Annotated in this window: 17 protein-coding genes; 14 read left to right on the top strand and 3 right to left on the bottom strand. The window is 68.3% G+C overall.

What is annotated here, in order from left to right:
- Positions 1-50: 50 nt before the first annotated feature.
- The 11 genes from dxr (at position 51) to AC1DDO_RS12220 (ending at position 11,682) form a co-directional block, all read left to right on the top strand.
- The gene (gene dxr, locus AC1DDO_RS12270) at positions 51-1,235 is read left to right on the top strand and encodes a 1-deoxy-D-xylulose-5-phosphate reductoisomerase (protein WP_476971920.1); all 1,185 of its coding nucleotides are present in this window, start codon (positions 51-53) and stop codon (positions 1,233-1,235) included.
- 19 nt (positions 1,236-1,254) lie between these two features.
- Positions 1,255-2,586 carry a M50 family metallopeptidase gene (locus AC1DDO_RS12265; RefSeq protein WP_476971919.1) on the top strand — a complete coding sequence of 444 codons (1,332 nt, stop codon included), beginning with the start codon at positions 1,255-1,257 and terminating at the stop codon, positions 2,584-2,586.
- A 125-nt stretch (positions 2,587-2,711) separates the two neighbouring features.
- A complete protein-coding gene (locus AC1DDO_RS12260) occupies positions 2,712-3,410 on the top strand; it encodes a MarR family transcriptional regulator (protein ID WP_476971918.1) in 699 nt (232 codons plus the stop codon).
- A complete protein-coding gene (locus tag AC1DDO_RS12255; RefSeq protein ID WP_476971917.1) occupies positions 3,407-3,928 on the top strand; it encodes a hypothetical protein in 522 nt (173 codons plus the stop codon). The genes AC1DDO_RS12260 and AC1DDO_RS12255 overlap by 4 nt, the downstream gene beginning before the upstream one ends.
- A gap of 58 nt (positions 3,929-3,986) precedes the next feature.
- Positions 3,987-4,277, top strand: a complete 291-nt coding sequence (locus AC1DDO_RS12250) for a YciI family protein (RefSeq protein WP_476971916.1) — start codon at positions 3,987-3,989, stop codon at positions 4,275-4,277.
- A gap of 48 nt (positions 4,278-4,325) precedes the next feature.
- Positions 4,326-5,492, top strand: a complete 1,167-nt coding sequence (gene ispG, locus AC1DDO_RS12245; RefSeq protein ID WP_441409394.1) for a flavodoxin-dependent (E)-4-hydroxy-3-methylbut-2-enyl-diphosphate synthase — start codon at positions 4,326-4,328, stop codon at positions 5,490-5,492.
- Positions 5,455-6,342, top strand: coding sequence for a GNAT family N-acetyltransferase (locus AC1DDO_RS12240; RefSeq protein WP_476869885.1), 888 nt, complete (start codon positions 5,455-5,457; stop codon positions 6,340-6,342). The genes ispG and AC1DDO_RS12240 overlap by 38 nt, the downstream gene beginning before the upstream one ends.
- Positions 6,343-6,382: 40 nt before the next feature.
- On the top strand, positions 6,383-7,153 hold the full coding sequence (locus AC1DDO_RS12235) for a hypothetical protein (protein ID WP_476971915.1): 771 nt from the start codon (positions 6,383-6,385) through the stop codon (positions 7,151-7,153).
- Between the two features lie 438 nt (positions 7,154-7,591).
- Positions 7,592-9,403, top strand: coding sequence for a proline--tRNA ligase (locus AC1DDO_RS12230; protein WP_476971914.1), 1,812 nt, complete (start codon positions 7,592-7,594; stop codon positions 9,401-9,403).
- Between the two features lie 19 nt (positions 9,404-9,422).
- A complete protein-coding gene (locus tag AC1DDO_RS12225) occupies positions 9,423-10,217 on the top strand; it encodes a sulfite exporter TauE/SafE family protein (RefSeq protein WP_476869889.1) in 795 nt (264 codons plus the stop codon).
- Between the two features lie 55 nt (positions 10,218-10,272).
- Positions 10,273-11,682, top strand: coding sequence for a pyridoxal phosphate-dependent decarboxylase family protein (locus AC1DDO_RS12220; protein ID WP_476971913.1), 1,410 nt, complete (start codon positions 10,273-10,275; stop codon positions 11,680-11,682).
- On the opposite strand, the gene AC1DDO_RS12215 is transcribed toward AC1DDO_RS12220, so the two are convergent.
- The 3 genes from AC1DDO_RS12215 to AC1DDO_RS12205 all read right to left on the bottom strand — a co-directional run bounded on the left by AC1DDO_RS12215 (position 11,679) and on the right by AC1DDO_RS12205 (position 14,946).
- Positions 11,679-12,788, bottom strand: a complete 1,110-nt coding sequence (locus tag AC1DDO_RS12215) for an aminoglycoside phosphotransferase family protein (protein WP_476971912.1) — start codon at positions 12,786-12,788, stop codon at positions 11,679-11,681. The two genes, AC1DDO_RS12220 and AC1DDO_RS12215, sit on opposite strands and share 4 nt — an antisense overlap.
- A 69-nt stretch (positions 12,789-12,857) precedes the next feature.
- On the bottom strand, positions 12,858-13,586 hold the full coding sequence (locus AC1DDO_RS12210) for a VIT1/CCC1 transporter family protein (protein WP_476971911.1): 729 nt from the start codon (positions 13,584-13,586) through the stop codon (positions 12,858-12,860).
- 130 nt (positions 13,587-13,716) lie between these two features.
- Positions 13,717-14,946, bottom strand: coding sequence for a ferritin-like domain-containing protein (locus AC1DDO_RS12205; protein ID WP_476971910.1), 1,230 nt, complete (start codon positions 14,944-14,946; stop codon positions 13,717-13,719).
- Between the two features lie 106 nt (positions 14,947-15,052).
- On the opposite strand from AC1DDO_RS12205, the gene AC1DDO_RS12200 reads away from it, so the two are divergent.
- From AC1DDO_RS12200 to AC1DDO_RS12190, 3 genes are all read left to right on the top strand, one after another.
- A complete protein-coding gene (locus tag AC1DDO_RS12200; RefSeq protein WP_441409403.1) occupies positions 15,053-15,667 on the top strand; it encodes a ribosome maturation factor RimP in 615 nt (204 codons plus the stop codon).
- Positions 15,667-16,647 carry a transcription termination factor NusA gene (gene nusA / locus AC1DDO_RS12195; RefSeq protein WP_390204455.1) on the top strand — a complete coding sequence of 327 codons (981 nt, stop codon included), beginning with the start codon at positions 15,667-15,669 and terminating at the stop codon, positions 16,645-16,647. Before AC1DDO_RS12200 ends, nusA begins: the two co-directional genes overlap by 1 nt.
- Before the next feature lie 172 nt (positions 16,648-16,819).
- On the top strand, positions 16,820-17,248 hold the full coding sequence (locus tag AC1DDO_RS12190; protein WP_476971909.1) for a YlxR family protein: 429 nt from the start codon (positions 16,820-16,822) through the stop codon (positions 17,246-17,248).
- Positions 17,249-17,253: the final 5 nt, after the last annotated feature.

Raw genomic sequence — 17,253 nt, 5'->3', positions numbered from 1 at the left:
CCACGTTACGCCTCAACTAAGTCGCCGTCGCCGTGCGGGATACTTGAACCATGCAGCCGCGCAAAATCGTCCTCCTCGGGTCCACCGGTTCCATCGGCACACAGGCGATTGACGTCGTCGACGGCGCCCCGCACCTGTTTGAGGTCGTGGCGCTCAGCGCCGGCGGCGGCAACCTCGAACTCCTGGCCCGGCAGGCCGTGCACACCCGCGCCTGGGCCGTCGGCGCCGCCTCCGGGGAGGCCACCGCCCTTCGGGACATGATCGACGACGCCGCCCGCGCGGCTTCCGTGACGGGCTACCGTCCCGAGATCATCACCGGCCCGGACGCCTCCACACGGATCGCGGAAATCAGCGCCGACGTCGTCCTCAACGGAATCACCGGCTCCATCGGCCTGGCCCCCACGCTGGCTGCCCTCAAATCCGGAGCCACCCTGGCGCTGGCGAACAAGGAATCCCTGATCGTCGGCGGCGCCCTGGTCAAGGCCGCGGCGCGCGAGGGGCAGATCGTCCCCGTGGATTCTGAGCATTCGGCCATTGCCCAGTGCCTGCGCTCCGGCTCCGCCGCCGAAGTGGACCGGCTGGTCCTGACGGCATCCGGCGGCCCGTTCCGAGGCAAGACCCGCGAGGAGCTGCATGACGTCTCGCCGCAGGACGCCCTCGCGCACCCCACCTGGGACATGGGCCTCATGGTCACCACCAACTCCGCCAGCCTGGTCAACAAAGGCCTGGAGGTGATCGAGGCGCACCTGCTCTTCGACATCCCCCTGGAGAAGATCGACGTTGTGGTCCACCCTCAGTCCGTGGTGCACTCCATGGTCCAGTTCGTCGACGGCTCCACGATCGCCCAGGCCTCGCCGCCGGACATGCGCCTGCCCATTGCCCTGGGCCTCGGCTGGCCGGACCGGGTCCCCGGGTCCGCGAGCGCGTGCGACTGGAGCAAGGCCACCAGCTGGACATTCGAGCCGCTGGACGGTGTCGCCTTCCCCGCCGTCGCCCTCGCCAAGGCCGCCGCCCAGCAGGGCAGCACCTTCCCGGCGGTGTTCAACGCCGCCAACGAGGAGGCGGTGATGGCCTTCCACGCGGGGCAGATCCGCTTCACCGACATTGTGGACACGATCGACGCCGTGCTCAGCGAACACACAGGATCCTCCGGGCTGACGGTGGAGTCCGTATTGGATGCTGAAAGATGGGCACGTGCCCGCACCCACGAACGTTTAGCCGTCAGAAGCGTCTAGGAAGCAGCAGATCACGCACATGAGCCCCGTCCTCCTCTTTATCCTCGGTGTCGTCTTCGTGGCGATCGGCATCGCCGTGTCCATTGCCCTGCACGAAGTCGGCCACCTGTTGCCGGCCAAGCTGTTCAAAGTCCGCGTCACCAAGTACATGATCGGTTTCGGACCCACTGTCTGGTCCAGGAAGCGCGGCGAGACCGAATACGGCCTCAAGGCCATCCCATTGGGCGGCTACGTGTCCATGATCGGGATGTACCCGCCGAACAAGGAAGACGGCACCGTCCGCCCGTCCAGCACCGGCATGTTCCAGTCGCTGGCGACCGATGCCCGCTCCCTTGCCCACGAGGAAATCGGCCCCGGCGACGAAAACCGGGTCTTCTACCGGCTGCCGGTCTGGAAGAAGGTCATCATCATGCTCGGCGGCCCCGTGATGAACCTGCTGATCGGCGTCGTGTTGACCGCCGTGCTCTTGATGGGATTCGGGACCGCCAGCCAGACCACCACCATCGCCGATGTCTCCAAGTGCCAGGTCAAGGCCGGCGAGACCGTGGACCCGGACTCGGCGGACTGCAAGCTCACGCCCGCCGCGGCCGCGGGGCTGAAACCGAATGACACCGTCACTTCCTTCGACGGCAAGGCCGTGACCAGCTGGGACGAACTCACCGGCTGGATCCGCGCCTCGGCGGGCAGGCAGGTCAGCATCACCGTGGAGCGCGGCGGCGCCACGGTCAACACCACGGTCACGCCCGTGCTCTCGTCCCGGCCGGTGATCGGCGCCGACGGCCGGCAGGCCAAGGCCGCCGACGGAAGCCTCCAGTACCAGGACGTCGGCTTCCTGGGCATCGGCGCCCAGACGGCGCTGGTGCAGCAGCCGGCGTCGTCCGTGCTGCCGATGGCGGGGGAGAACATCGCGCAGGTGGCCGGCGTTGTGGTCAACCTGCCCGCCCGCGTGGCCGGGGTGGCCAAGGCGGCCTTCAGCGAGGAGCCCCGGGATCCCAACGGCCCCATCAGCGTGGTGGGCGTGGGCCGCGTGGCCGGCGAGGTCGCCGCCATGGAGCAGGTCCCGCTGCAGTCCCGCTTCGCCGCCCTGATCGGCTTGCTGGCCGGACTGAACTTCGCCCTGGCCGTCTTCAACCTCATTCCGCTGCTGCCGCTCGACGGCGGGCACGTGGCGGGCGCGCTGTACGAGGGGGCCCGCCGCCAGATCGCCAAGCTGTTCGGCCGCCCGGATCCCGGCGCCTTCGACATCGCCAAGCTGCTTCCGGTGACGTACGTAGTGGCGGTGCTCTTGATGGGCATGGGGGCGCTGCTGATCTACGCGGACATCGTCAAGCCGGTCAACCTCTTCGGGTAGCGGCCTTCACGCAGGCCGCTCCAGCCGGCTTCAGCTGATTTTCATACATAAGCTTATTTCGGCTGATTTAGAATAATCAGTTGAAAATGATTGATTATTTAGAATCACCTCCCTAGGCTGGGGTCATGTACGTCATGACTATCGACCAGCGGGGCAGCACCGGCGACGTCGACCGCGTCCCGGGCCTCCTGAAGGAACTCGGGAGCCTCTCCACCAGCGGGCGCTTTGAGCGTTCGGTTGGCGACGAGGTCCAGGGGGTCGTGGAACGGGTCGACGAGGTTGTGGACATCGCACTTCACGCCCTGCGCAGCGGCCGCTGGTACGTCGGGATCGGCGTGGGGGAGGTGGATCTGCCGTTGCCCGCCAGCCCGCGGGAAGGCTCCGGACCGGCCTTCGTGGCTGCCCGGGCCGCCGTCGACCGGGCCAAGGGGGCGGCTGCCCACGTGCCGCTCGCCGTGGTGGCCGGCGGGGCCGCCCGCAGGGCAGGTGCCGCGGCGGCCGCGAACGGCGCGGCCAGGTCCCGTGCGGCGGGCGCCTGTGCCAATGCAGAGGCGGTGCTCCGGTTGATTGGCCGGCTGGTCCAGGACCGGACAGCGGCGCAATGGAAGGTGGTGGACGTGCTGCGCTCGGTGCGGCACGGCACCAACGGCACTCACGGGACTCAAAAAATTGCCGCCCAGAAACTTGGAATCACCGAGCAATCGGTGAGCCGCGCGGTCATGCGCTCCGGCTGGCAGGAAGAATGGGCGGCGAGGCCGGCGGCAGAAATGCTGCTGGCCCTCGCGGACAGCCTGATGACCGGCATGACAGAAGGAGACACGTGAACGCCCTCTGGATCACGCTGGCCCTGCTGATAGCAGGCTTCGCCGGCTGGCCGGTCACCGCCGGGGTGTTCCGCCTCGCCCGCACCATTGACGACCGCACCCTTGACGGCAGACCCGGTGACAGACCCGGTGACAGGGGGAGCGCTTCCGGCGCGGACACGGCCGAGGACCCCTCCGCCGATTCCACCACTGACCCCGAAACACGGGCCGGCCAGGAGCCGGCCCCGGACGCTGTCCCGGCGCGTGACGCGGCCGGGCCTGCCGAGACCGTCAGCAGCGCCCGGATCCTGCGAGGCGGCGCCATCATCGGCATCCTGGAACGGTTCGCGGTGTGCCTGGCCATCCTCGCCGGCCAGCCCGTCGCCATCGCCTACGTCGTGGCCATCAAGGGCCTGGGCCGGTTTGCGGAGTTGAAGGAAACTCCGGTCGCCGCCGAGCGGTTCATCATCGGGACCCTCACATCCATGCTGTGGGCAGCCGGCGTGGCGGCTGCAGCCAAGGTCCTCTTATTCGGCTGACAGCGTGCCCTGGCGTCCCCGGATGGGAACCGGGCAAACAGGGCGATAGTGTATCCGTATGACTGTTTTTGCTGTGGAGTACGTGTACGACGCCGAATCTTCCGAGGTCCGCGATGCCAGCCGACCGGCACACCGTGAATGGACGGCGGGACTTGCCCGCGAGGGCGCCCTGCTGGCAAGCGGCCCCTACGGCGACGGTGCAGGTGCACTGCTCATCTTCAAGGCGGCCGACGAGGCGGCCTTGAACGACCTGTTGCGGCAGGACCCCTTCGCGGCCGCCGGTGCCATCTCGGGCACGCGCACCACGGTGTGGGCCCCGCTGACCGGTCTCCTGGCCGATCACGCCTAGCCCCTTCCGCCCACACCTTCTTTACATCGCTACTAAAAGGGAGTCCACGTGACCTCGGTCAGCCTGGGAATGCCGTCAGCACCGCCCCCCGTCCTTGCCCCCCGCCGGAAGACGCGCCAGATCAAGGTGGGTTCCGTGGGCGTCGGCTCCGACTCGCCCATCAGCGTCCAGTCGATGACCACGACGCCGACCACGGACATTAACGCCACGTTGCAGCAGATCGCCGAACTCACGGCCTCCGGCTGCGACATCGTGCGTGTCGCCTGCCCGTCCGCCGATGACGCCGAGGCCCTGCCGATCATCGCCAAGAAGTCCCAGATCCCGGTGATCGCGGACATCCACTTCCAGCCGAAGTACGTCTTCGCCGCGATCGAGGCCGGCTGTGCGGCCGTGCGCGTGAACCCGGGAAACATCCGCAAGTTCGATGACCAGGTCAAGGAAATCGCCCGGGCCGCAAAGGACCACGGCACCTCGATCCGGATCGGCGTCAACGCAGGATCCCTGGAACCGGGCATCATGAAGAAATACGGCAAGGCCACCCCGGAAGCCCTCGTCGAATCCGCCGTCTGGGAAGCCTCGCTGTTTGAAGAACACGGCTTCCACGACTTCAAGATCTCCGTCAAGCACAACGACCCGGTCATCATGGTCGCCGCCTACGAGATGCTGGCCGAAAAGGGTGACTGGCCGTTGCACCTTGGCGTCACCGAGGCCGGACCGGCCTTCCAGGGCACCATCAAGTCCGCGACGGCGTTCGGCGCCCTGCTTTCCCGCGGGATCGGCGACACCATCCGGGTCTCCCTCTCGGCCCCGCCGGTCGAGGAAATCAAGGTGGGCAACCAGATCCTGCAGTCGCTCAACCTGCGCCCCCGCAAACTGGAAATCGTCTCGTGCCCGTCCTGCGGCCGCGCCCAGGTGGACGTCTACACGCTTGCCGAGCAGGTCACCGCGGGCCTGGAAGGCATGGAGGTCCCGCTGCGCGTGGCCGTCATGGGCTGCGTCGTGAACGGCCCGGGCGAGGCCCGCGAAGCGGACCTCGGCGTCGCCTCAGGTAACGGCAAGGGCCAGATTTTCGTCAGGGGCGAAGTCATCAAAACTGTGCCCGAGGATCAGATTGTTGAGACACTGATCGAAGAAGCCATGCGAATCGCTGAAGAGATGGGGGACGCCGGTGGCGAAGATGCTGCAAAGGGTAGCCCCGTGGTTAGCGTCTCGTAGGGACGACGCCGCACCCGGCGTCGTCGTCAGGGCCCTGGGCGGCGCCGACACCGGAGCGCTGCTGGCGCTCGCCCACCGGGACGCCGTCGCCAACGTCTTCATCCTCTCGCACCTGGAGGGCGCCGGCACGGCGGCGCCCACGGCCGGGGGCGCCAGCATCTTTGGCGCGTTCGACGGCGGCACCCTCCTTGGCGCCTGCTGGGCCGGCGCCAACCTGGTGCCGATCGAGCTGGACGCGGACCTCGCCGGCCTCATCGCGATGGCCGCGCACCGCTCAGGGCGCCGCTACGCCTCGATCTTCGGGCCGGCCGAGCCTGTCCTGGCCATCCACTCGGCCTTGGAGCGGCTCGGCCAGGGCGCCCATGAAGTCCGGGACAACCAGCCCCTGCTGACGATCTCGGGCCCGCCCGCTGTCCGGCCCGAGCCTGCACTCGGCTTTGGCCAACTGGCCGACTTCGACAAGATCCTGCCCGCGTGCGCGGCCATGTTCGAAGAAGAAGTGGGCTATTCGCCCTACCTTGGCGGCCGGGAATACTACAGCCGGCGCGTCAAGAGCCTCATCCGCCAGGGCCATTCACTCGTGCACCTGAACGCTAACGGCGACGTCGTCTTCAAGGCCGAGCTGGGCGCCGTCACGCCGGAAGTGACCCAGGTCCAGGGCGTCTGGATGAATCCAGAGTTCCGCGGGCAGGGACTGAGCGCGGGCTACATGGCCGGTGTCGTCGTCCTCGCACAGACGCTGGCGCCGGTCACCAGCCTGTACGTCAACGGCTTCAACGCCAGGGCGCGGGCCACCTACGAACGGGTGGGCTTCCGCCAGGTGGGCACGTTCGCTACAGTGCTCTTCTAGCGGGCAGCTGCCGGCGACCGGTCTCGTTCTTGGGGGAAACATGAAGACGTCAGCGCTGCGCATTGCCGGTGCCTCGGCACTACTCGCCTGGGGCGCCCTGGGGCTGTCCGCGTGCGGCACCCCCGGCGGCTCGCCGGACGCCGCCAAGAGTGCGCAAGCCCAGGGTGGAAGCCCGGCGCCCAGCCAGGCAAGCACGCCGACTCCCACGCAGACGCAGGCCAAGGCGTACACGAGCGCCGAACTGACGGCCATCGTGGCGCAGTTGAAGGACGCGCAGGGCAAGCCGCTCACCATGATGTCGGGCGCCGACCTCCAGAAATCCATTGACCAGGCAAAGTCCATGCTGGCATCGATCTCGGTGGAACCCGCAGAGTGCGCGCCGCTGGCCCTGGGCGGGCAGGCGGCATCGAGCGAAGGCACGGCGGTTGCGGCGGGCGTGTCCCAGGACGCGGCGACAGGCGCCAGCACCGGGGTCTCCCTGGCCTACCGCGCCGACTCCAAGGTCCTTGAACAGGGAATCGCCCAGGGCGAGGTCCTCAACAAGTGCTCAGCCATGTCGTTCACCACCGGCGGGACCAAGGTGGACCTCAAACTGACCAAGCTGGACGGACTCGGCACCACCCCGGGCAGCGTCGCGTACCGGACGGACACCGCCCTGGCGGACGGCCGAAAGCAGTCCGCGATCACCGGGCAGGTGCTCCAGGGCGGCGTTCTCGTCACCGTCGTCGCCGCGGGTGGAGCCAGCGAGGCCGAGGCAGTGACCCGGGCGGGAAAGATGCTGGACGAGGCCGCCGCGCTGGTCGGGAAATAAGCCGCCCGGAGCCCGGACCGGTCCTACAGCGACACTGCTGAAATTAACCGGGTGCAGACTCTTGATTCCGGGCGCCGTGTCACATAGGTTCTACCTAGCCGTGTCGCAAAGGCGCGTGCATTCCCCGGCGAAAATTCCGGGGAAGGCGACGCCTGGAGGCGACACCAAGTAGCTCGCAGCCTGAGATCTGGGGGTGCTGGGGCCACGGGAGCCACGCCATGACGGGATGACCAGCTGGAAACGGCCAGGGGCTTCCATCAGTTATGGCGTGGCTCTTTCCTGTCATCTTCCGTGCCATGGGCGCTGCGGCGGCAGGCCACGCAACAGTGCATCGCGGCAGGGCATCGGGGCAAGCGGGGGCCTTCAGGACGGTAGATTAGTATCTAGACGCTTTTCTTAGGCTTTGCCCGCACTTCCCCAGAAACGGATACCCCACCTGTGGTCCTTCGACTCTCCCAGCTGTTCCTGCGCACCCTGCGCGAAGATCCCGCCGACGCCGAGGTGGCCAGCCACCGGCTCCTGGTCCGCGCCGGCTACATCCGCCGCGCGGCCCCGGGCATCTACACCTGGCTGCCGCTGGGACTGAGTGTCCTGCGCAAGGTGGAGCAGGTCATCCGCGAGGAAATGACCGCCATCGGAGCCCAGGAAGTCCACTTCCCGGCGCTGCTGCCCAAGGAGCCCTACGAGGCCACCAACCGCTGGACCGAATACGGCGAGGGCATCTTCCGGCTCAAGGACCGCAAGGGCAACGACTACCTCCTGGCACCCACGCACGAGGAAATGTTCACCCTGCTGGTCAAGGACCTGTACTCCTCGTACAAGGACCTGCCGCTGAGCATCTACCAGATCCAGAACAAGTACCGCGACGAGGCACGCCCCCGGGCAGGCCTGCTGCGCGGCCGCGAATTCATCATGAAGGATTCCTACTCCTTCGACGTCGACGACGCCGGACTGGACGCCAGCTACGCCGCCCACCGCGGCGCGTACCTGAAGATCTTCGAGCGCCTGGGCCTTGAAGTTATTCCGGTTGCTGCCACCGCCGGTGCCATGGGCGGGTCCAAGAGCGAGGAATTCCTGCACCCCACCGAGATCGGCGAGGACACGTTCGTGCGCTCCGCCGGCGGCTACGCGGCCAACGTCGAGGCCGTCACCACCGTGGTCCCCGCAGACATCGACTTCAGCAACGCACCGGCCGCTGATGTCCGGGACACCCCGGACACGCCCACCATCGAAACGCTCGTCGACGCCGCCAACGTCCTGGTTCCGCGGGCTGAGGCCGACGGCGGCCCCTGGACCGCCGCCGACACGCTCAAGAACGTCGTGCTCGCCGTGACGCTGCCCACCGGTGAACGCCAGCTCGTCGTGATCGGCCTCCCGGGCGACCGCGGCGTGGACCTCAAGCGCGTCGAAGCGAACATTGGATCCTTCCTGCCGATCGCCGGCGAAATCACGCTCGAAGCCGCCAACGACGACGACCTCAAGAAGCAGCCACTGATCGTCAAGGGCTACCTCGGCCCCGGCATGTCACTGGACGCGCCGCTGCTGGGCACCGAGGGCGCCGCGAAGCTGCTCTACCTCGTGGATCCCCGCGTGGTCAGCGGCTCCGCCTGGGTCACCGGCGCCAATGAGGCCGGCAAGCACGTGTTCGGCCTCGTCGCCGGACGCGACTTCGGCTGGGACGGCGTCATCGAGTGCACCGATGTGCGCGCCGGCGATGAGGCACCGGACGGTTCCGGCCCGCTCGAAACCGCCCGCGGCATCGAAATGGGCCACATCTTCCAGCTGGGCCGGAAGTACGCCGCGGCCCTGGACCTGAAAGTCCTGGACCAGAACGGCAAGCAGGTCGTGGTGACCATGGGTTCCTACGGCGTCGGCGTCACCCGCGCGGTGGCTGCCCTGGCCGAGTCCAACCACGATGACAAGGGCCTGGTCTGGCCGCGCGCCGTCGCTCCGGCCGACGTCCATGTTGTGGCAGTGGGCCGCGGCGAGGAGATTTTCGCGGCCGCAGAGAAGCTGTCCCTGGAACTGGAAGCCGCCGGCCTCGACGTCATCTATGACGACCGCCCCAAGGTTTCCCCCGGCGTGAAGTTCGGCGACGCCGAACTCGTCGGCGTCCCCACCATCCTCGCCGTCGGGCGCGGACTCGTGGACGGCGTCGTGGAGATCAAGGACCGCCGCAGCGGCGACGCCGAGAACGTAGCCGTTGACAAGGCTGTTGACTACGTGGTCAACGCCGTGCGCAACGGCTGATGCTGCACAGTTCCCACTAGTGGTTTCCGGTCTCGAGTCGATCCAGCTCGGCACCGTCGTCCTGGTCATTCTGGCTGGTCTGGCGGCGGGCTGGGTCGACGCCGTGGTCGGCGGCGGCGGGCTCATCCAGCTCCCGGCCATGCTCCTCGTGCCCGGCATCAGCCCGGTGCAGGCGCTGGCAACCAACAAGATGGGGTCCATCTTCGGCACCACTACGAGCGCGGTCACGTATTACGGCCGCGTCCGGCCCGATCTGCGCACCGCCCTGCCTATGGCGGCGATCGCGATGGCGGGCAGCTACGGCGGGGCGGTGCTGGCCGCTAACCTGCCCGCGAGCGTCTTCAAGCCAATCATCGTGGCCGCACTGATCGCCGTCGCCCTCTTCACCGCCTTCCAACCCAGCGTCGGCCAGCTGACCAAACTGCGCCACGAAGGGCACCGGCACTATGTGGTGGCCTGCCTGATCGGTGGCGCGATCGGCTTCTATGACGGGCTGATCGGACCCGGAACGGGCTCGTTCCTGATCATCGCGCTCGTCTCGGCCATGGGCTACGCCTTCCTGGAGGCCAGCGCCAAGGCCAAGATCGTGAACGTGGCCACGAACGCCGGCGCCCTGCTGTTCTTCGTGCCTCACGGCGCGGTGCTGTGGGGACTGGGGCTGCTGCTGGGGGCGGCAAATATGGCCGGCGGCTACATCGGTGCCCGGACCGCCGTCCGGCAGGGCAGCCGCTTCATCCGCATCGTCTTCCTGGTGGTCGTTGCCGCGCTGATCATCAAGCTCGGCTCCGACGTCTGGCAGGACAACTTCACCTAATCAACGGCTCCGCGAGGGGCTCCCGGTCCGCTGGCGCCGGGCGTAGCATGCAGCTATGTCAGCAGGCGAGGAACGTTACAGGGATGCCCTCGAAGCCGCGGCCCGGCACGCACGCCGGTGGCTCGAGAGCCAGGGCACACGCCACATCGGACCGCAGGCCACGGCCGCCGAGCTGGCCGCCGACTTCGGCGGTCCGCTGCCCCAAACCGGCATGCCGGCCGCCGAAGTGGTGGATTACCTCGCGGCGAAGGCCGAACCCGGGCTGATGGCCATGCCGTCCGGACGGTTCTTCGGTTGGGTCATCGGCGGCACGCTGCCGGCGGCGCTGGCGGCGGACTGGCTGGTCAGTGCCTGGGACCAGAACGCCGGGCTGCGCTTCGCCACGCCCGCGACCGCCGCAATCGAGGAAGCCGCCGGCCACTGGATCCTTGAGCTTCTCGGGCTCCCCGAAGAGTCCGGCGTTGGTTTTGCCACCGGCGCCACCATGGCCAACTTCACCGGCCTCGCCGCCGCCCGCTGGCGGCTCATGGCCGATGCCGGGTGGGACCTCGACGGCGACGGACTCGCCGGCGCGCCCCGGATCCGCTGCTTCGTGGGACAGGAACGCCACGACACCATCGACCTTGGCCTGCGCTATCTGGGCCTGGGACGTCCCGCCCTGGTGCCCTCCGACCGCCAGGGGCGCATCATCCCGGCCGAGCTGGATTGTGCCCTGGACCTCGCGCTCAGTGCGGGGGAGGGCAGCCCGGTCCCACTGCTCGTGTGCCTGCAGGCCGGGAACCTGCATTCGGGCGCCTTCGACCCCTTCGTCGAGGCCATCGCCGTCGCGAAGGCCCATGGCGCCTGGGTGCACGTGGACGGGGCCTTCGGACTCTGGGCAGCTGCTGTGCCCGAACTGTCCGCCCTGACCGCCGGACTCGGGCTCGCCGATTCGTGGGGGACGGATGCGCACAAGACCCTCAACGTGCCGTACGACTGCGGGATCGTGATGGTTCGTGACGCCCAGGCCCTGCGGTCCGCGATGGGGCTGCACACCAGCTACCTGATCCAGGCCGCGGACGGAGCCGGCGACCCGTTCGAGAGCGTGCCCGAGCTCTCCCGGCGGGCACGCGGCGTGCCGGTGTGGGCGGCGCTGAAATCCCTGGGCCGCGACGGCGTCGCCAGCCAGGTCCGGACGCTGGTGCAGCGTGCAGCGCAGTTGGCCGAACAGCTTGCGGCGCTGGACGGCGTCGAAGTGCTCAACGACGTCGACTACACCCAGGTGTCCCTGGCATTCGGGGACGATGCTCTGACGCGGGCCGTGACGGAGCGGATCATTGGCGACGGCCGGGTCTGGATGTCCGGTTCACGCTGGCAGGACCGGGACATCCTTCGGATTTCGGTGAGCAACTGGAGCACGGACGACGCCGACGTCAGAGTCGCCGTCGACGCCGTCCGCGACGCGCTGGCGGCAGTGCGGGGCTAGCCTCCTGCCGCGTCCCATTGAACTTCGCCGTAGGCTTCCCCGGGCGCCCGGAGCTCCTGCGGGGCGGGCAGCCCCGGAAGTGTCCGGCCCGCCAGCGTGCTCGCCACCCAAAGGGAACGGGCCAGATCGCCCTCATGATGACGCAGTGAGGCATAGGAGAGGGCGTTCTCCACCTCCCGCGCCAGGCTCCACTGCCGGGCGGTCTCGGCGTCGAGGCCGGCTGCCGCACTGAAATCAGCGCAGCGGGCGAGCAGGGCGCGCCCGGGATCCCTCTGCGGCAATTCCCGGAGCCTGTTCCACAGCAGCGGGGCCACGGCAAACTCCGCCTCGCCGATCAGCGGCTGGGGATCGATGGCGGCGTACGACTCCAGCTCCGCCGCCTGTCCGTTTCCTGGTTCCGGCACGCCGGGCCGGGCCAGGACGTTCAGGTAGTGCAGGTCCGCATGGACCAGGACGTCCTTCCCTGACCGCCTGCCCACGGCGCCGCGGGTCTGGCAGACCTCCAGCGCCGCCTCGAGCAACCACCGCGGGAACGGCCGCCCCAGATGTTCCCACGTTGCGGGTAAGTCATCGCTCCACTGTTCGGCCCGGGCCGCCACGTGGTCTATTTCCTGCCACTGCGGGCGGTCGTCCGGGACCACGCTGAGCTGGCGGACCAGGCCACCCCACACCGTCACCGCCGTCTCCAAGGGGACATCCAGAAGCGAACGGCAGGCGTCGAGGCGCTCCAGGAGCATCGCGCAGGATCCGGCGTCGGCGGCCAGCAGCCGCACGGCGCCACGGCCTCCCCACAGGGCCAGGGCGTGGTGCTCGCGGGTGGCTTCCTCATGCGGAAACGCCACCTTCAGTACGGCGGCGTTGCTGAAGCCGTCGGCGCTGCCGTGATCGGGGGATCCATCCGCGTCCCGGCGCCGCACGGGGATGACGACGCCGCCGTGACCGTTCCAGGGCAGGGCCCCCGGCTCCAAATCCGGCACCAGCGCCCACTCATCGAGGAATTGTCCGATCAGGCCCGGAAGCGACGCCAGCCAGGCACGTCCGTCCTGTGTCCGGCCGTAGCGGCGGGAGAGATCGGGTGGAATGGGAACGTCTTGAATGGGGCTCACCGGACCTATCGTAGGTGCTGGCGCACTTCTTGCGGCCGGATTGGCTGCCCGGCACCGGGCCCGGCGGGCCTAGACGATGCCGCTCGCTCCGAGCGCGCTGCCGATCGCGAAGGTGCCCACCAGGGCCAACGCGCCGCCAATCACCACGCGGACGGCGGCTTTCAGCTTCGAGCCGCCGCCAATCCACGCGCCAACGGCACCTGTGGCCGCCAAAGCCACGAGCACAGCCACGAAGGTCAGCGGGATCCTGATGCTTTCCGGCGGCAGCAGGATGGCCAGCATGGGCAGTACCGCACCGCAGAGGAATGCGACGGCCGAAGCGAACGCCGCGTGCCACGGACTGACGATGTCGGCCTCGTCAATGTTCAGTTCGGCGGAGAGGTGTGCGCCGAGGGCATCGTGGGCGGTGAGTTCCTTGGCTACCGTGCGCGCCGTCGCGGGGCTGAGGCCCTTGCCCTGGTAGATCGCCGCGAGCTCCTCGAGCTCCTCCTCCGGCTGTTCCGCCAGTTCCCGGCGCTCCTTCTCGATCAGGGCGTGCTGGCTGTCCTTCTGGCTGCTGACCGAGACATATTCGCCCAAGGCCATTGAGATGGCGCCGCCCACCACCCCCGCGGTGCCGGCGAGCAGGATGGGACCGGTATCGGATGTGGCGCCGGCGACGCCGACGACGATCGCGGCGACGGAGACGATGCCGTCATTGGCACCGAGGACGCCGGCGCGGAGCCAATTGAGGCGCTGCGCGACGTCGTTGTTGTGAGGCTCGTTCTCATGCAGTGCTGCGTCGCCGATCGTGTCCATGCCTACAGCAAACCACCCGGGCCGGAGCACTGCCAGTATTCCAAGGCTTACCAAAATTAGCCGAGGCTTGCCCGGCGTGTGGCCCGCTGCTTCAGCCCGCTACATCACCCTGCTGCTTCAGCCGGCCGGGTCAGCCGGCCGGCAGCGATTCCAACGCCGCGCGGTCCAGGCCCGGCAGGGCGCCGGGATCCGCGCCCCACAGCACGGCCCGCTTCCCCGAGCCGAGCAGGGCCGCGATGGCCCACTGCCGGGTCTCGCCGTCGCTGAGGGCCACGAGGTCGCCGTAGGCGGGAAGGGCGGCGGCCTCCAGGCTGCCGAGGCCCGCCGCGGGGGAGGCCAGGAAGGACTTGCCAAGCGCATAGCCGGCCTCGCGCGGCGGAACGGCGGCGCAGTGCAGCCGGCTGAGCATTTCCGCATCGCTGAGGAGCTCGTCGTGGCGCGCCAGTTGCTCGGCCGCGGATTTCGCGGCGTCCCCGCCCAGCCGGGGCAGCGCCACCTGGTAGCCGTAGATGGTCTGGGCCTCGGTGCGGGCCACCGCCGCCAGGGCATCCCCAACACCCGATGCCGCTGCGGACTGCCCGGTTGATGACTGGTTTTTGGCGGACTGGTCTGTCGTGGACTGGTCTGTGGCCGACTGGCCGGCAGCGGATTCGGACGGGCACGTGCCGGACAACTGCGGGAAGGCTGCGTCGGCGGGTGGCGCCACGGTTCCGGTGCCGGCCGCGAGGGCGGACGCCTGCAGCAGCTGAGCGGTGCCGACGGCGGCCAACAGCCTGGCCATGCCGCCGTCGGCCACGGCAGCGTCCGCGAGGCGCTGGGTGCCACTGTGTGCGAGGGCAGTTGCCAGCCCGGCGGGGGTCGAGGGCAGGGGTGCGGCGGACGGTGCGGCCGACGAGCCTGTGGACGGTGCCGGCGTGCCGGCGGGAGTTTCGGAGGCCGAAGGCGTTGCCCGGCCCGAGTCCGTGGCCGCCGCGCCGGATGGATCCGACAGGCTTTCCCCCGGTGCCAGCAGCGCGTGCGCCTGGGTTGTCAGCAAGGTCACAGTCCGTTCGACGGCAGGGTTCCCGGCACCGGCCGAGCGGTCCGATTTCCCTGACTGGTCGGCCGAATTGTCCGCAGAATTGCCTTCAGTGGCAGTGCCAAGCTGGCTGCCGGCGGCCAACAACTGCAGGGTTTCAGCCAGCGCGGAGGCGCGTGCCTGTTCGGAAAAGGGCGGTTGCGCGGGTTCCGGGGGCCTGCCCGGCATCAGGGCCACCCCCAGGCTCACCACCACCAAGGCAAGGCACGCCAAAAGCGCGTAGCGGGGGAGCGTCCGGGGAATGTGATCCTGCCATCGCTTTTCCCTGGTGTCGTCGTTCACAACAGACCATGTTGTCATGCCGGCCCGGGACTGAAGTGCACCACGTCGCCCGGAAAATCGCTAGGCTAGTACACACAACATCATCTAGCGGGAGGCGGCCGGCATCATGACCAACGCAGAAGCCACGACTTCAACAGACCGGACCGGGACGGGGAAGGCTGAAGCCGCATCCGTTAACGTCGAGGCCGAGCGCCTGTATGCACTCCTGGAACCCGCCGTGCTGGCGAACCGGTTGTACCTGGAGGACGTATCCATCCATGTCGCCGGCGCCAACCGGGTGGTCCACGTAGTGGTGGACCTGCCGCAGGAGGAAACCGGCGGCGTCGGACTCGACGTCATCGCGGAGATCTCCAAGACCCTTTCGGACACCCTGGACAACGATCCCAGCATGGACGCCCGACCCTATGAGCTCGAGGTCTCGTCCCCCGGCGTCGGACGCCCCCTGACCGAGGAACGGCACTGGCACCGCGCCCGCGGACGGATGGTCAACGTCAACGTGATCCAGGGCGACAACGTCACCGGCAGGGTCCAGTCCGTGGACGATGGGGGAGTCACCCTCGTCCCGGAAATTGCCGTCAAGAAGGGCATGAAGCCCAAGCAGGGCGAGCCCGTCAAGCTTCCTTTCGACAGGATCCGCAGCGGAAAAGTCGAGATAGAGTTCAGCCACCTCGAAGAGGCCGGTCTGGAAAAAGCAAACAATGGACCTTCTGAGGAGGCCTGATGGATATTGACATGAGCGCGCTGAGACTCCTGGAGCGTGAGCGTGAAATCCCGCTGGATCTCCTGATTCCCACGATCGAGCAGGCACTGCTGGTGGCCTATCACAAGACCCCCGGCGCCTTCGAAAAGGCCCGCGCCGAGCTCGACCGCAAGAGCGGCCACGTGACCATCTGGGCCACCGAGATCGACGACGACGGCGCCCCGATCGGCGAATTCGAGGACACCCCCGCGGGCTTCGGACGCATCGCTGCGAGCACCGCGCGGCAGATCATCCTGCAGCGCCTCCGGGACGCAGAGGATGACAACGTGCTGGGCCAGTTCAAGGGCCGCGAAGGTGAGCTCGTGGCCGGCACCATCCAGCAGGGCAACAACCCGCACATGATCCAGGTGAACCTGGGCACGGTGGAGGCGCTGCTGCCGCCGCCCGAGCAGGTTCCCGGCGAGAAGTACATCCACGGCAACCGGCTCCGCGCCTTCGTGATCGACGTCCACCGCGGCACCAAGGGCCCGTCCATCACGCTGTCCCGCTCCCACCCCGGGCTCGTCCGGAAGCTCTTCGAACTGGAAGTTCCCGAGATCGCGGACCGTTCCGTCGAAATCGTGGCACTGGCCCGCGAAGCCGGCCACCGGACCAAGATCGCCGTCAAGGCAAACACACCCGGCGTGAATGCCAAGGGTGCCTGCATCGGCGAAATGGGTTCGCGCGTCCGGGCGGTCATGACCGAACTGAACGACGAAAAGATCGACATCGTTGACTTCAGCGACGATCCCGCGACCTTCATCGCCAGCGCCCTCTCGCCGTCGCGCGTGAATTCGGTCACCATCACCGACGAAGCGACCCGCTCCGCACGTGTGGTCGTCCCCGATTACCAGCTTTCCCTGGCCATCGGCAAGGAGGGCCAGAACGCCCGCCTCGCCGCCAAGCTCACAGGGTGGCGGATCGATATCGTCTCCGACGCCGCGGTCAACAGCGGCAAATAGCCCGGAGCACGCAAGCGCCGGCAGATGCACAGCGGGCCGCCGTGGCGGCCCGCTGTGCGTGCTTCATCTCACCGGTCAGCCGTGATGTCCCGGCTGCCCGGCACGCCCGGGTTCGGGACCCGGGCGCCGGAGGGGCTAGAATAGACATGACCGCGCCTAACGGCCGGTATCCGTGTGTCTTTGGCGCGTCTGGGTTTTCCAGCTTGCCGGGGACGCGGTGATACACCAAGCAGTTGAACTGGCAGGAAGATACTCGAACGTGGCACATGTGCAACACCTCGGGGATCAGCCGCAGCGCACTTGTATCGGATGCCGACAAAAGGGATCGCGGTCGGAGTTACTCCGGCTCGTCGCCGGCGCCGGCGGTTCGTCCGCCGTCGTGGTGGATGAACGACGCCGGATGGCTGGCCGGGGAGCATGGCTGCACCCCAGCGAAAAGTGCCTGGCACTGGCGGTCAAACGTCGAGCGTTCGGTCGCGCCCTCAATGGCGCTACCGGTACAGCCGACGTGGAACGCCGGATCACTGCCGGCATGGAAGCCGTGGGCACCCCGGTGGCCGCAGCAACAACCGTCCAACCTGAAAGCGGGTCAGAAAACTGATGGAA

It is taken from the genome of Arthrobacter sp. 10N43 (genome assembly GCF_056394525.1).
The sequence above is the reverse complement of the archived record's forward strand: the minus strand, read 5'-3'. Positions and strand labels throughout refer to the sequence as shown.

Bases quoted from the DNA above. Each gene is read 5' to 3' on its own strand.
- dxr (WP_476971920.1), top strand. From the start codon at position 51: ATGCAGCCGCGCAAAATCGTCCTCCTCGGGTCCACCGGTTCCATCGGC.
- AC1DDO_RS12200 (WP_441409403.1), top strand. From the start codon at position 15,053: ATGACCAACGCAGAAGCCACGACTTCAACAGACCGGACCGGGACGGGG.
- AC1DDO_RS12260 (WP_476971918.1), top strand. From the start codon at position 2,712: ATGTACGTCATGACTATCGACCAGCGGGGCAGCACCGGCGACGTCGAC.
- AC1DDO_RS12240 (WP_476869885.1), top strand. From the start codon at position 5,455: ATGCTGCAAAGGGTAGCCCCGTGGTTAGCGTCTCGTAGGGACGACGCC.
- nusA (WP_390204455.1), top strand. From the start codon at position 15,667: ATGGATATTGACATGAGCGCGCTGAGACTCCTGGAGCGTGAGCGTGAA.
- AC1DDO_RS12265 (WP_476971919.1), top strand. From the start codon at position 1,255: ATGAGCCCCGTCCTCCTCTTTATCCTCGGTGTCGTCTTCGTGGCGATC.
- AC1DDO_RS12235 (WP_476971915.1), top strand. From the start codon at position 6,383: ATGAAGACGTCAGCGCTGCGCATTGCCGGTGCCTCGGCACTACTCGCC.
- AC1DDO_RS12210 (WP_476971911.1), bottom strand. From the start codon at position 13,586: ATGGACACGATCGGCGACGCAGCACTGCATGAGAACGAGCCTCACAAC.
- AC1DDO_RS12250 (WP_476971916.1), top strand. From the start codon at position 3,987: ATGACTGTTTTTGCTGTGGAGTACGTGTACGACGCCGAATCTTCCGAG.
- AC1DDO_RS12220 (WP_476971913.1), top strand. From the start codon at position 10,273: ATGTCAGCAGGCGAGGAACGTTACAGGGATGCCCTCGAAGCCGCGGCC.